General features: G+C 53.5%; 13 protein-coding genes. 1 reads left to right on the forward strand and 12 read right to left on the reverse strand.

Annotated elements, in window-relative coordinates:
- Positions 1 to 129: 129 nt before the first annotated feature.
- From KP014_RS24190 to era, 11 genes are all read right to left on the reverse strand, one after another.
- A complete protein-coding gene (locus KP014_RS24190; protein WP_036599307.1) occupies positions 130 to 1,245 on the reverse strand; it encodes a Nif3-like dinuclear metal center hexameric protein in 1,116 nt (371 codons plus the stop codon).
- A complete protein-coding gene (locus KP014_RS24195) occupies positions 1,221 to 2,000 on the reverse strand; it encodes a tRNA (adenine(22)-N(1))-methyltransferase (protein ID WP_090834347.1) in 780 nt (259 codons plus the stop codon). Before KP014_RS24195 ends, KP014_RS24190 begins: the two co-directional genes overlap by 25 nt.
- Positions 1,997 to 2,821 carry a hypothetical protein gene (locus KP014_RS24200; RefSeq protein ID WP_036593623.1) on the reverse strand — a complete coding sequence of 275 codons (825 nt, stop codon included), beginning with the start codon at positions 2,819 to 2,821 and terminating at the stop codon, positions 1,997 to 1,999. Before KP014_RS24200 ends, KP014_RS24195 begins: the two co-directional genes overlap by 4 nt.
- 84 nt (positions 2,822 to 2,905) lie before the next feature.
- Entirely contained in the window at positions 2,906 to 4,036 is a 1,131-nt protein-coding gene (gene rpoD, locus KP014_RS24205; protein ID WP_036593625.1) for an RNA polymerase sigma factor RpoD, read from the reverse strand.
- A gap of 39 nt (positions 4,037 to 4,075) precedes the next feature.
- On the reverse strand, positions 4,076 to 5,896 hold the full coding sequence (gene dnaG, locus KP014_RS24210) for a DNA primase (RefSeq protein WP_036593627.1): 1,821 nt from the start codon (positions 5,894 to 5,896) through the stop codon (positions 4,076 to 4,078).
- A gap of 40 nt (positions 5,897 to 5,936) precedes the next feature.
- Positions 5,937 to 6,416, reverse strand: a complete 480-nt coding sequence (locus KP014_RS24215) for a YaiI/YqxD family protein (protein WP_036593630.1) — start codon at positions 6,414 to 6,416, stop codon at positions 5,937 to 5,939.
- Positions 6,417 to 6,631: 215 nt separating this feature from the next.
- On the reverse strand, positions 6,632 to 8,707 hold the full coding sequence (gene glyS / locus KP014_RS24220) for a glycine--tRNA ligase subunit beta (RefSeq protein WP_036593632.1): 2,076 nt from the start codon (positions 8,705 to 8,707) through the stop codon (positions 6,632 to 6,634).
- Complete coding sequence (gene glyQ, locus KP014_RS24225) at positions 8,700 to 9,587, reverse strand: glycine--tRNA ligase subunit alpha (protein ID WP_036593634.1); 888 nt, start codon at positions 9,585 to 9,587, stop codon at positions 8,700 to 8,702. The genes glyS and glyQ overlap by 8 nt, the downstream gene beginning before the upstream one ends.
- 492 nt (positions 9,588 to 10,079) lie before the next feature.
- Positions 10,080 to 10,835 (reverse strand): DNA repair protein RecO, encoded by a 756-nt coding sequence (gene recO, locus KP014_RS24230; RefSeq protein ID WP_036593636.1) that lies wholly within the window; start codon positions 10,833 to 10,835, stop codon positions 10,080 to 10,082.
- A 36-nt stretch (positions 10,836 to 10,871) separates the two neighbouring features.
- Positions 10,872 to 11,015 carry a YqzL family protein gene (locus tag KP014_RS24235; protein WP_090834348.1) on the reverse strand — a complete coding sequence of 48 codons (144 nt, stop codon included), beginning with the start codon at positions 11,013 to 11,015 and terminating at the stop codon, positions 10,872 to 10,874.
- Between the two features lie 103 nt (positions 11,016 to 11,118).
- On the reverse strand, positions 11,119 to 12,012 hold the full coding sequence (gene era, locus KP014_RS24240) for a GTPase Era (protein WP_036593638.1): 894 nt from the start codon (positions 12,010 to 12,012) through the stop codon (positions 11,119 to 11,121).
- 231 nt (positions 12,013 to 12,243) lie between these two features.
- Here era and KP014_RS29175 point away from each other — a divergent pair, with 231 nt between their 5' ends.
- Positions 12,244 to 12,372: a hypothetical protein gene (locus KP014_RS29175; RefSeq protein ID WP_281426427.1), complete on the forward strand. Its 129-nt coding sequence runs from the start codon at positions 12,244 to 12,246 to the stop codon at positions 12,370 to 12,372.
- Positions 12,373 to 12,455: 83 nt separating this feature from the next.
- Here the strand turns inward: KP014_RS29175 and KP014_RS24245 are convergent, their stop codons facing one another.
- Positions 12,456 to 12,875 (reverse strand): cytidine deaminase, encoded by a 420-nt coding sequence (locus KP014_RS24245; protein WP_036593640.1) that lies wholly within the window; start codon positions 12,873 to 12,875, stop codon positions 12,456 to 12,458.
- Positions 12,876 to 13,016 lie beyond the last annotated feature (141 nt).

Below are 13,016 nucleotides of genomic sequence, written 5' to 3' on the forward strand. Positions count from 1 at the left end.
CCGAACAACATTATATATTATACAGATTGCGCTATTCCGAAACAAGTGTAATTATTCCCTTTTTCCACTGAGATCTACCTCAGAAAACATGGAAGCTCACGCGAAAAATCGGAATAAAGAGCATCCGGCTCAAATGAACCGGAACGGTTCCGTATTCACTTCGGAAGCGTAAACTGGCGTTCCATATTTATGCTCCGTCAGCTTATCCTTGATCCACTCGGCAACCTTTACTTTCATAATCTTCTCGGCATTATGCCCGGGATCGATCAGCGCGACGCCGGCCATCAGCGCATCCTGCGCCGTATGGTAGTCGATATCGCCCGTGACCAGCACATCGGCGCCGCGGAAGACCGCGCTGCTTAAGAATTTCCCGCCCGATCCGCCGAGCACGGCGGCTTTGCGGACTGGCTGGTCCAGGTCCCCTACCACGCGCACTTTCTCAACGTTCAGGCCGGTTTTCACGGTTTCCACGAACTGCCCCAGCGTTGTCGGCTCCTTCAGCTTGCCTACCCGGCCCAGCCCGAAGCTCCGGCCCTTGAGATCCATTGAATAAAGGTCATAGGCGACCTCCTCGTATGGATGGGCTTTAAGCATCGCCTGAATGACCTTGCCTCGGATGCCAAGCGGGACAATCGTCTCAATACGGATTTCCTCCGTCCGCTCCATTTTGCCCTGCTCGCCAATATACGGGTCGGTGCCTTCGCGGGGCATAAATGTGCCGTAACCCTCGATGTTGAAGCTGCAGTGACTGTAATTGCCGATCCAGCCCGCCCCGGCGTTCAGGACGGCATCCAGCACCTTCTGGTGATGTTCCTTCGGTACAAAGACGACGAGCTTGGACAACTGTTCCGTATGACTATCTTTGAGTGGAGCAGCATTCTCAATGCCGAGCGCCTCAGCCATCCAGTCGTTCATACCGCCCTCGGTCACATCCAGGTTCGTATGACTGATATAGACGGCGATATCATTCTTGATGAGCTTCTCGTATATTTTTCCCATCGGCGTATCCGTCTGCAGCTGCTGAAGCGGCCGAAAGATAATCGCGTGATGGGCGATAATCAGATTGCACCCGCGGGATATCGCCTCATCGACCACCTCGTCGTTCACATCGAGCGCAACCAGAACGCCTGTAATTTCTTTATGCAGGCTGCCGAGCTGCAGGCCGATCTTGTCGCCTTCCTCCGCCACATGCTTTGGAGCAAGCTGCTCCATATATTGAATTACGGTTTGTCCTTTGGCAAACATGCCAGCACCTCCGTGATCTCTCTGATTCGCGCCTCGATCTCCGTGCGTTTGCTTCCGGCAGATTCAAGCTCTGACCTCGAGAGCGACTCCAAAATACGCTCCAGCTTGGATATTTCATCCTGCCACTTGGCAGCAAAGACCGGGCTTGGCCGCCGGATCAGCCAAGGGCCCATATGCAGCAGCGTCTCCATGCTGTACGGGCGCTCTCCGCCCGCCTGCGCCGCATCCGAATACAGGCCTTCGTTGGTTATCCCCTTCTCCAAGTCTTCCGGCACAGCGGTGAGAACTTCATATCGTTTGCCGTCTTCTTCAAGAAGGGCTTCGGCAGTCAGCACCCAGCCGTTATCCAGCAGCCAGCGGCGAAGAATATCCTCTCCGACATTGGGCTGCAGCACCAGAGTGCGGACAGCTGTCAGTTTACCTTCCACCTTGCCCCTGTTCAGAATCGAGGCGATCAAAGCGCCGCCCATGCCCGCAATCGTAATGCAGTCCACCTCTTCCGGCCTGAGCACCTCCAGCCCGTCCCCGCGGCGGACGGAGATGCGATCCTTCAGTCCTGCGTCCTGAACGGCCCTTTCGGCCGCACGGTGCGGGCCTGGGTTTACTTCCCCGGCTATCGCGCTTACGGCGCGTCCGGTCTGCACGGCAGCCAGCGGCAGCAGCGCATGATCCGAGCCGATATCGGCCAATTTCGAGCCGTGCGGAATTTGTTCAAGCAGCAGTCCGAGTCTTTGCGATAATTTTACGTTGTTCATGTAGCCACCCACGCAATCCATTTTTTTCGAAAGAGAAACAGCACCGCCAGTTCGGTCGCAATTTTTCCAATCAGGAGAAGGGAAATCCACTGCGGGTAATCATGGCGCAGCAGCAGGCTGTCTATTTCAGGCATGAGCCATAGAGCAGCACCTACCGCAAAATAGACGCCGGAGACCCCTTTTACCCTATGGTACAGCAGCCAGCTCAGCCAGATCATAAGCACGCACAGCGGAAGCCAGAGCAACTGCAGCTCCCACAGGCCTGCCTCCGGACGAAGCCTGGCAGCGAAACCGGCATACAGAAGACTTAGCGCCCCGTAACCGCTGAACTGAAGCAGACCGATCCGAAGCTGGAATCCAAGAATGATCCAGACCAGCCCGCAAGCTCCCACCAGGATCGGAATCCAAACTTGCGGATTCAGACTATGGAGCGATATCATCCATAAGCCGAAGCCGAGCATCAGCAAACTTCCAATTCCCGCCAGTGACAGGCCGATTGCCGGCATTCTATCTCTCCATAGGCTGGCATATCCGTAACAAACCACGAGTACCGAAAGCGCTGTTGCAAGTTGCAAACCCCAAGGAAAAACGCTAAAATAAAAACCAATTAACAAAATCAAGGAAATAATTCCAAAAGCAAACAGCCATATTTTAATATTCCCCTGCTGCAAGTTCTGCAGCGTTATCGGATTTTCGCTTTTTACTTTGCCTTCATCTTCGTATAAATTGGTTAGGAAATCGCAGTACTGTTCCGAAAGCAGCCTGGTGCGGCGCCAGTACTGAATTTCTCTCAAAATAATATCACGTTTTTCCATATTCAACGGCTATCCCTCTTTTCTAGCGCGGCTATGGTCCAAAATAAAAGGACCTCCTGCCGCATGCAGCAGAAGGTCCATGAAGAGCGGTTATTCCAGAAAATCCTTAAGCCGTTTGCTGCGGCTCGGATGGCGAAGTTTGCGTAGAGCCTTGGCTTCGATCTGACGAATCCGTTCCCGGGTAACGCCAAACACCTTGCCGACTTCCTCAAGCGTTCTCGTCCGGCCATCGTCGAGCCCGAAGCGCAGGCGGAGCACATTCTCCTCACGCTCGGTCAGCGTATCAAGCACATCTTCCAGCTGCTCCTTAAGCAGCTCGTAAGCCGCCGCGTCCGCAGGGGCAAGCGCCTCCTGATCCTCGATAAAATCGCCCAAATGGGAATCGTCTTCTTCCCCGATCGGAGTTTCCAGCGATACCGGCTCCTGGGCAATCTTCATGATCTCCCGAACCTTTTCAACACTAAGCTCCATTTCGGCTGCAATTTCTTCCGGCGTGGGTTCGCGCCCCAGTTCCTGCAGCAGCTGGCGGGATACGCGGATCAGCTTGTTGATGGTTTCCACCATATGAACGGGAATCCGGATCGTACGCGCTTGGTCAGCAATGGCACGGGTAATGGCCTGACGGATCCACCAGGTTGCATAAGTGCTGAATTTGAACCCTTTGTTGTGGTCGAATTTCTCCACCGCTTTGATCAGACCCATATTGCCTTCCTGGATAAGATCTAGGAACAGCATTCCCCGGCCTACATAGCGCTTCGCGATGCTGACTACCAGCCGCAAATTCGCCTCAGCCAGACGGCGCTTCGCTTCTTCGTCGCCGTTCTTGATCCGCATGGCCAATTCAACCTCGTCATCGGCGGACAGAAGCGGCACACGGCCGATTTCTTTTAGATACATACGAACAGGGTCGTTAATCTTGATTCCGGGCGGAAGCGACAGATCATCGTCAAAGCTGAAATCGTCGCCATCTCCGCTCTCGTTTTCATCATTTGGACGAAGCGTTACTTCCTCGTCGTTGTCGTTAACGACTTCAATCCCCAAATCGCTAAGCTGCTCATAAAATTCATCCATTTGTTCGGGGTCCTGATCAAATGGCGACAGTTTCTCCATGATATCTTTAATATTCAGTGAAGATCTTTTCTTGCCAGACTCAATAAGCTGATCTTTGACCTGGTCGAGCGTAAATTCCGCCTCCAGTTCGGTGTGCTGATCGTTCGCCATTATTCGACTCCCTCCTCCCTAGATACATCCTGTCAACGTTCACTGTCTTTCTAGGGCAATAATCTCACTTGCTATTTGTGCCGCACGCAAAAAATCACCGGCTTTTTCCGCCTGAATCATTTCTTCCCGTTTCTTCTCCATCATGCGCTGCACGGGATATTTCCGCACCTCGCGGATATAATCATCCAGTACCTGCGTGCTCCAGTCCGGCGGCGACTCCATCATGGAAATCGAGGCTGCGATCTTCTCTAGCCGATCGTCCTGGAGCGAGGACAGAAACCGGCTGATTTCCGGCTGCTTGCCTTGCGCGTAATAGGCGTATAGATAAGCGGCGATAGCCGCATGATCATCGATGTTGAAATCTTCTCCCAGATGTTCATTTACATACGCGGCGGCGTCACCATCCTGAAACATCAGGGACAGCAGACTCCGTTCCGCGGCATGGTAAGCCGGAAGCAAGGTCCTTGCTTGAACCTGCCCTTTTTTATGCCTACCATTATTCCACCTTTTAACGTTATTATCCCCTTCGGGCATGTTTTTTTGCATCGAAGCCCTGAGCAAATTGCAATCCTGCTTCAAGCTGTCGTAACTCAGTTCCAGCTCGGAGGCAATTTCCTTCAGATACACTTCTCTTTCCGTAGAAGAATGCAGGGAAGCAATAATTTGCAGCGCCTCCTTGACATAAGCGATTTTGCCGTCTTCCTCTAGGAGTATATGGTTTTTTTTCAGATATATAAGCTTAAATTTTACAGTTGAAACCGCGGATTCAATGATTTGTTCCCTGAAGCGGTCTCCTCCATATTGAGCCACAAATTCATCAGGATCCAGTCCGCCAGGCAGCACCGCCACCTTGACGCGCAGTCCGGTCGCTTCGAGCATCGGGAGGGCCTTCATCGCCGCAGCTTGTCCCGCCCGGTCTCCATCATAAGCGATCACGGCTTCATCGGCCAAAGCTTTCATCATCGACGCATGATTCTCCGTTAACGAAGTGCCCATGGTCGCCACACCGTTCTGCACACCCGATTCCCAGGCCGAAATGACATCTCCGTATCCTTCAAAAAGAACGATTTGCCGCGTTTTGCGGATAGATGCTTTGGACTGGTGCAGATTGTACAAGATCCGGCTTTTGTTAAAAAGCTTGCTCTCCGGAGAATTCAAATATTTCGGCTGACCTTCCCCGAGAATTCTTCCGGCGAAAGCCACCACTTTACCGGCACGGTTCGCAATCGGAAAAATAATCCGCCCGCGAAAACGGTCGATATAACCTTTGCCTTCGCTTCTTGAGGACAGCAGTCCGCCTTTTTCCATTTCGGCAAGGTCGAAATTCCGTCGTTCCAGAAACTGAAGCAGCGTATCCCAACGATCTGGAGCATATCCGATCTGGAACTGGTCAATCATTTGGTCGCTGAATTTCCGGGATCTTAAATAATCCATAGCGGCTTTGCCGTATTCCGTATTCTTCAGCAAATAATGATAGAACTTCGCAGACCATTCATACGCTTGAAGCAGCCGGTCGAGTTCCGGACTATGCGCGGACTGCATGCCCCCCGCGCCTTCCGGTACCGGAATGTCGCTCTCTTCGGCCATAATCTTGACGGCTTCGGGAAAGGATAACCCTTCGATTTCCATCCTGAATTTGATGGCATTTCCCCCCATGCCGCAGCCGAAACAATGAAACACTCCACGATCCGGAGTTACTGTGAAGGAAGGGGTGCTTTCCGAATGGAACGGGCAGAGGCCCCACAAATATTTCCCCCGCTTGGTCAGATGGACAACTTTCCCTACGGTATCAACAATATCATGCCGCGCCAGCACGCTTTCGATAACTTCCTCGGGGATATTGCCGTGTCCGCTTGCCACTAACAACCACCTTCATCCCTTGACAAATAAATAATATTCGCTACGGCTGAACATTCTCCTGCAATAATTTCAAAAGTTTTGTCAGTTTATGTTGAAAAGTATTTCGATCCTCTGCGGTAAACGGCTTAGGCCCTTTGGAGTAACGGCCTCTCCGGCGCTCTTTCGCCCTGGCATGCCTGCCTTCAAGCATCATATCCATATTGGTCTCATCGTATGTCTGTCCCCTGAAAGAAAGGGCATGACATCCTTTCGCAAGCGCCAGAGCCGCAAGGCCATAGTCGCCGGTCAGTACGATATCCCCGGATTTAATGTGATTGGCAATGTAGAGGTCGGCGCTCTGATCGCTGTTGTCTACGTGCACGATTGTCACGCCTTCACCACCGTGGAGTTCGTGAGCGTAGGACGACACCATGATCACCGGAACTCCATAAGCGCGGGCGGTGTCCGCCGTTTCCTTCTTGACCGGACAGGCATCCGCATCGACCACAATGGTTATTTCCCGAGTGTCTGAGCTTCCCATAGTCTGTCACCGTTTCCCGTGTAATATATATACGCGACGATCCCAAAAAATCCTGCCGGCTCTATCCAATCTTTAAAAAGCGTAAAATACGGAACGATAGGCCATAAGCTTACGCTTTGGGCACCGTTCCGTATATTTATACCCTAAACCCGCCTTCTATACCACCAAACCGACACTTTCTTCACAAAAGCCGGCATGCGGACTTCAGTCAGAAGCTACCAGACCAGTTTGCCAAAATCGGCGAAGCTCTTCAAATCGGCATCGATGCCTGCCAGCAGCGCAAGCCGGTTTTCCCGCACCCGCTCGTCCTCGGCCATGACCATGACGGAGTCAAAAAAGACGGTTATGGCATCGCTGAGTCCAGCAAGCAACGTGAGCGCCTGAACCGCATCATTCGCTTCCAGCGCTTTTTGGTACGGCGTGTGCAGCGACTGCCAGGTTTCGTACAGCGCGCTTTCGGCCGCTTCACCCAGAAGTGCGAAATCCAGAGCAGCTCCGGTGGATTTGGCCGCCAGATTGCTGACCCTGTTGAAGGAATCAACCGTATTCTTGAAGTTCTCCTTGGACAGGACGGCATCCGCCAGCGCCTTGCTTCTGGCAACAACAGCGACAATATCGTCGTAACCTGCGGCCATAACCGCATCGACCACATCGTAACGCACATTGTCCGACAACAGGCGCTTAACGCGCAGTCCGAAGAACTCATACAGGTTATTACGGAGTTCCTCAGCGGAAAGTTTCAAATTTCGAGTATTTTTATGAATCTGAACGGCGATTTCAAAAATATCGTTCAAACCGACCGGAAGCTCCCGCTCCAGCACGATTTGCACGATGCCCGCACTCTGGCGGCGCAGCGCGTAAGGGTCTTGAGAGCCGGTAGGGATAATGCCGATCGAGAAGCAGCCGACAATGGTGTCGATTTTGTCGGCAATGCTGACGATAGCGCCGGCTTCCGTAGACGGAATGGCGTCTCCGGCAAAACGAGGCTGATAATGCTCAAATATCGCCTTGGACACCTGCTCATCTTCACCCGCTTTGCGGGCATAGTCCTCGCCCATCGTTCCTTGAAGCTCCGGAAATTCGTACACCATCTGGGTCACCAGATCGAATTTGCAAATGTCTGCGGCGCGGCTGACTTTCGTCGCCACTTCCGGCGCTGTCTGCAGCTTGCCGGCCAGACTATCTGCGATCTGGCGGATGCGGCGGACTTTGTCGGCAACGCTGCCGAGTTCTTCATGATAAACGATATTTTCGAGCTTGGCCAGCGCGTCTTCGATCTTCAGCTTCTGGTCTTCTTCATAGAAGAACTTCGCATCCGACAGACGTGCGCGCAGCACCTTCTCGTTCCCTTTGGCGATCGTCTCCAGATGTTCGGCATTTCCGTTGCGCACGGTGACGAAATATGGAAGCAGTTTTCCTTCAGCATCCAGAACAGGGAAATACCGTTGATGCTCCCGCATCGAAGTAATCAGCACTTCCTGCGGAATATTCAGGAAAGCCGGATCGAACGTGCCGAACAGCACTGTTGGGGTTTCCACCAGGAACAGCACTTCTTCCAGCAGGTCGTCCTTGATCGCAATCGTCCAGTTTTTATCGGAAGCAAGCTTGTTGATTTGTCCGAGTATCAGAGTCTCGCGTTCCTTTACATCGGCAATGACATGCTGGGACCGCAGGCTTTCAATATAGTCGGCAGGCTGGCCAATGACCGCGTCCTTGCCGAGAAAACGGTGGCCGCGGCTGACATTGCCCGCCTTTACACCCGTAATTTCAAAATCGATAGGGTCGCTGCCGAACAGAGCGACCAGCCAGCGGATCGGACGGACGAACTTGAAATCATACGCTCCCCAGCGCATATTCTTAGGGAACGTCATGGCACCTACGATTCCGGTCAGCCCTTCAGCAAGCAGGGAAGAAGTGTCCACACCTTCACTGCTCTTGGTGGCATAAATATATTCGACTCCGCCCACTTCCTTAAAAGTGAACTGCTCAGGGGCAACACCTTGGCTTCGGGCAAATCCAAGCGCTGCTTTGCTCCACTCGCCGGCCGCGTCAAGCGCGATTTTGCGGGAAGGCCCTTTGACTTCTTCACTGACATCGGCTTGTCTTTCGGCAACATCCTTTACGAGAACGGCCAGACGGCGCGGCGTCGCGAACGACTGCACTTCTCCGTGCTCAAGGCGGGAGGAGTCCAGCCATTTTGCCGTTCTGTCCTGAAGCTGCTCCATCGCCGCCCGGATAAAGCGTGCCGGGACTTCCTCCAACCCGATTTCAAACAGCAGATCCTTAGCCAAGCTGAACACCTTCTTTCTTGAGCAGCGGGAAGCCAAGCTTCTCGCGTTCCTCCACATAGGTTGCCGCTACTTGGCGGGCCAGGTTACGGACTCTTGTAATGAAGCCCGTACGTTCCGTCACGCTGATTGCGCCCCGCGCATCCAGCAGGTTGAACGTATGCGAGCATTTCAGCACGTAATCATAGGCGGGGAATACAAGATGGCGGTCCATCGCCCGCCGCGCTTCCGCTTCATACGTATTGAAGAGGCCAAACAACATGCTCACGTCCGAGACTTCGAAGGTATATGTGGAATGCTCCACCTCCGGTTGGTGGAACACGTCGCCGTAGGTCAAGCCTTCGACCCACTCCAGATCGAACACGTTCTCCTTCTCCTGGATATAAGAAGCGAGCCGCTCCATGCCGTATGTGATTTCAACCGAAACCGGGCTGGTCTCAATTCCGCCCACCTGCTGAAAATAGGTGAATTGCGTAATTTCCATTCCGTCCAGCCATACCTCCCAGCCGAGTCCCGCGCAGCCGAGCGACGGGTTCTCCCAGTTATCTTCAACGAACCGGATATCGTGCTGCAGCGGATCGACGCCGAGCGCCTTCAGGCTGTCGAGATAGATCTCCTGAATGTTATCCGGGGACGGCTTGATAATGACCTGATACTGATGATGCTGGTACAGACGGTTCGGGTTCTCTCCGTAACGGCCATCGGAGGGACGGCGGGACGGCTCGACATAAGCGACCTTCCACGGCTCGGGTCCGAGGGAACGCAGGAATGTCATCGGATTCATCGTGCCCGCGCCTTTTTCCGTGTCGTACGGCTGAACGATAATGCAGTTCTGCTTCGACCAGAACTCTTGCAGCGTCAAAATCATCTGCTGAAAATTCATGTTACCGACTCCTTCGCTTTAGTTTGAGAGCTGCCGGATTTCGCGGTTCTTGGGACCAGCGAACATAACGCCCGGCAAAACGTCTTGCGATGGAGGCGGTGTTCTTATATTCCGGAAGGAAAATGAGATGTTCTCCATTCCAGACCAAAAAGCTCCCGCCCCCATGCCTGAAATTCAGACATAGGGACGAGAGCTGTTCATATTCTCCCGCGGTTCCACCCTACTTGATTCCGTTCTTCACTGACTGCGCCGGTGCTGACGAAATCCACTTTTCATGCTGCCGCCTCCGCACTCCCGGGTGCCGTTTCATGAGCGCTGCTTTACCGGGCTCTCACCGTCCCCGGCTCGCTATTTCAAGCAATCGTCCACTACTTTCCCGTTCTACATGCCTGCCGGCTTCAGCCAGCGGCGGCCTTCTCGTTATTTGCCTTTGGTAAGGCATATTCCAACAAGAAGAGACTTTTCCTATATTAACGGAAAATCGGGCTTTCGTCAAATATTGTATTTATCGAGCTGATCCAGGAAATTTTGCGACTTCAGCCGGAGGCCGAGCTGGGTATCCATAAACGCCCGCATGATTTTTTTTAATTCTTCACGCGTACTCTCCTTGACGTCCACATTGCCTAGGCGGGTCAGATCAAGCGCAGCGAACAGCCGGAGCAGCTTCAGTGCGCGGGAGGACACTTCCATTGCCGGCGGGTCATTATGGCGGCAGCTGCGGCACAGAGCGCCGCCCAGCCGCGGGCTGAGCAGCAGCTCTTCGTCCGCCTTCCCCCGCCCGCAGGCGATACAGGAATCCAATTGCGGACCGTAGCCGGCCGCTTGAAGTATTTTCATCTCGAACAGATTAATAATAACTCCCGGCTCCTTGCCTTCTTCCAGCGCATTCAGGCAGGCCGACAACTGCCGGAACCAAAAGCTACCCGTCTCCTCGTCATGCAGCACCCGATCGAGCAGCTCACAGGCATAAGAGCCGTAGGCGGCTTTAATCAGATCCTCCCTGATCGAATGATGGGAACTTATAATCTCGCCGGAATTCAGTGTACCGAGTCCTCCGTTATTTCTGAAAAAAACATATTGCCCCAACGTAAACGGCTGGATCAGGGCAGCATGACGGCTTTTTACCTTTTTGGCTCCACGGACGAGAATTCCTACCTTACCCGCGTTTTCGGTGCAAAGTGTAATGATTGCATTCCCCTCGCCGTAGTCCATACTGCGGATGACGATCCCTTCCACCCTGTGTAGCATGCCTCTTCCCCCAACCACTCGGCAAGCAACCAGTTCTTACTTCGCTTCTTCGTCATAGACCTGCTCTTCTTCCGCCGCTGTCTCGGCCGCCGGATTCAGCGGTTCTCCCGCTTCCCTATACAGCAGATAGGCATCGACATCCCCAGTCATTGCAAAATACTTCCACGAAAAATCTCGCATTCGTATTTATCCCCCTTCGCAAAACACGATGTCCTCACAAAGTAGGATGTGCGATGGAACGGGTTCTATCCTTGCAATTACTGGCAGTCATTTGTGATGAAGATCATTGGTCTTTGTGGAAGCCCAAATCGCGCAGCACGCGCTCCTGGTTGCGCCAGTCTTTTTTCACCTTTACCCAAAGCTCCAGAAACGTCTTGGACCCGAGCAGGTTCTCAATATCGGTACGTGCTCTTCTGCCAACTTCCTTCAACATAGCACCCTGTTTGCCGATGATAATCCCTTTTTGCGAATCCCGCTCGACAAAAATAACAGCGGAGATATGCACGACTCCGTTCGGCTCCGCCCGCATATCCTCAATAGCCACCGCAATGGAATGCGGCACCTCCTCGCGGGTCAGATGCAGGATCTTCTCGCGGATCAGCTCGGCGATAACGAACTGCTCCGGATGGTCGGTCACCTGATCCTCCGGATAATACTGCGGGCCTTCCGGCAGGTATTTCTGCAGCTGCTCCAGCAGTGTATTTACATTGCTGCCTACCTTGGCTGAAATGGGAACGATCTCGGCAAAATCATGCAGTTTGCTGTATTCCGTAATTAGCGGCAGGAGCGCTTCAGGTTCCAGCTTGTCGATCTTGTTCATCACCAGAATAACCGGCGTCTTCAGACCTTGAAGTTGTTCGGCGATGAAACGGTCACCGCCTCCAAGGCCCTCGGCGGCGTCTATCAGAAACAGCACAGCTTCCACCTCGCCGAGTGTGCTCATCGCCGTCTGGTTCATGTAATCCCCCAGCTTGGACTGGCGTTTATGGATGCCGGGCGTATCGAGGAAGACGATTTGCGAACCGTTCGTCGTATAGACCCCGTGAATTTTGTTACGGGTCGTCTGCGGCTTGTCCGACATAATGGCGATTTTCTGCCCGATGACCTGATTCATCAGCGTTGATTTGCCTACGTTGGGCCTGCCGATGATGGCGACAAAGCCTGATCTGAATTTCATATGATCTCAACCTTTCGAGTTCTTTTTTCGATCCCCTAAATCCCCCTTAGCCAAGGGGGACCCCAAGGGCCCCGCCCTCTGGACACCCGGAAGTGGGCGTGCCTGCCACGGTTGGAGCGTTGAAGGGGATACGGCGAATGACACGCTTACGTTCCCTGCGGTCACCCGCTTCGGTTTGCGCTGGGAAGAGCGGAGCACAGAGTGATGTGCGAGCGTGTGCTGAGAGACTGCGTGCGAGCAATCGCTGGCGGCTTCGCCGCTTCGCTTACGCTTGCGCGAACACGTGCGCGTTTCGGCGGCGGGGTCCCTTCCACTGAGTGCGGGCAACCGCTGGCGGCTTCGCCGCACCGCTTACGTTAGTGCAAACACGTGCGCATTTCGGCGGCGGGGTCCCTTCCACTACGTGCGGGCAACGCTAGCGGCTCGCCGCTTCACTTACGCACTTACTCTGGAGCCTGTCCCTGCTTTAACTCATCAGGACCGAAAGCGCCGGGCAGCAGCTCGCGGACGGTTGTCTCGCGAATGTCCCCTTTTATATTGCCCAGAATGATTTTCATGTCGGGATCGCACAGCTCTACGATTACCTGCCGGCATGCGCCGCAAGGTGTAATCGGCAGATCGGTGTCACCTACAACGGCAAGCGCTTTAAAGCTGCCGCGTGTATGTCCTTGGGCCATTGCGCTGAAAAGTGCGGTGCGCTCGGCGCAGTTAGTGACGCTGTAAGCGGCGTTCTCGATATTGCAGCCGTGATGAACATGTCCGTCCTGATCCAGCAGAGCGGCTCCAACGCCGAAACGGGAGTATGGGATATAAGCTTTGGCACGGGCTTTGATCGCCTCTTGCAGCAGCGTAATGGAATCCATCATTGTCCTCCTAAAAGTTTTGTTAGCATAGACTCCTTTGAATGTTCTTCGGCAAAACTCGCTTCGGAAGCGTTGCTAAGTTTGGTTAGTATTAGCTTCTTGAGTATTCTTCAGCAAACTCGCTTCGGAAGCGTTAATAAG

It is taken from the genome of Paenibacillus sophorae (genome assembly GCF_018966525.1).
Lineage (GTDB): Bacteria > Bacillota > Bacilli > Paenibacillales > Paenibacillaceae > Paenibacillus_AQ > Paenibacillus_AQ sophorae.

Bases quoted from the DNA above. Each gene is read 5' to 3' on its own strand.
- KP014_RS24190 (WP_036599307.1), bottom strand. From the start codon at position 1,245: ATGTTTGCCAAAGGACAAACCGTAATTCAATATATGGAGCAGCTTGCT.
- KP014_RS24195 (WP_090834347.1), bottom strand. From the start codon at position 2,000: ATGAACAACGTAAAATTATCGCAAAGACTCGGACTGCTGCTTGAACAA.
- rpoD (WP_036593625.1), bottom strand. From the start codon at position 4,036: ATGGCGAACGATCAGCACACCGAACTGGAGGCGGAATTTACGCTCGAC.
- KP014_RS24215 (WP_036593630.1), bottom strand. From the start codon at position 6,416: ATGGGAAGCTCAGACACTCGGGAAATAACCATTGTGGTCGATGCGGAT.
- glyQ (WP_036593634.1), bottom strand. From the start codon at position 9,587: ATGAATTTTCAGCAGATGATTTTGACGCTGCAAGAGTTCTGGTCGAAG.
- recO (WP_036593636.1), bottom strand. From the start codon at position 10,835: ATGCTACACAGGGTGGAAGGGATCGTCATCCGCAGTATGGACTACGGC.
- KP014_RS24235 (WP_090834348.1), bottom strand. From the start codon at position 11,015: ATGCGAGATTTTTCGTGGAAGTATTTTGCAATGACTGGGGATGTCGAT.
- era (WP_036593638.1), bottom strand. From the start codon at position 12,012: ATGAAATTCAGATCAGGCTTTGTCGCCATCATCGGCAGGCCCAACGTA.
- KP014_RS24245 (WP_036593640.1), bottom strand. From the start codon at position 12,875: ATGGATTCCATTACGCTGCTGCAAGAGGCGATCAAAGCCCGTGCCAAA.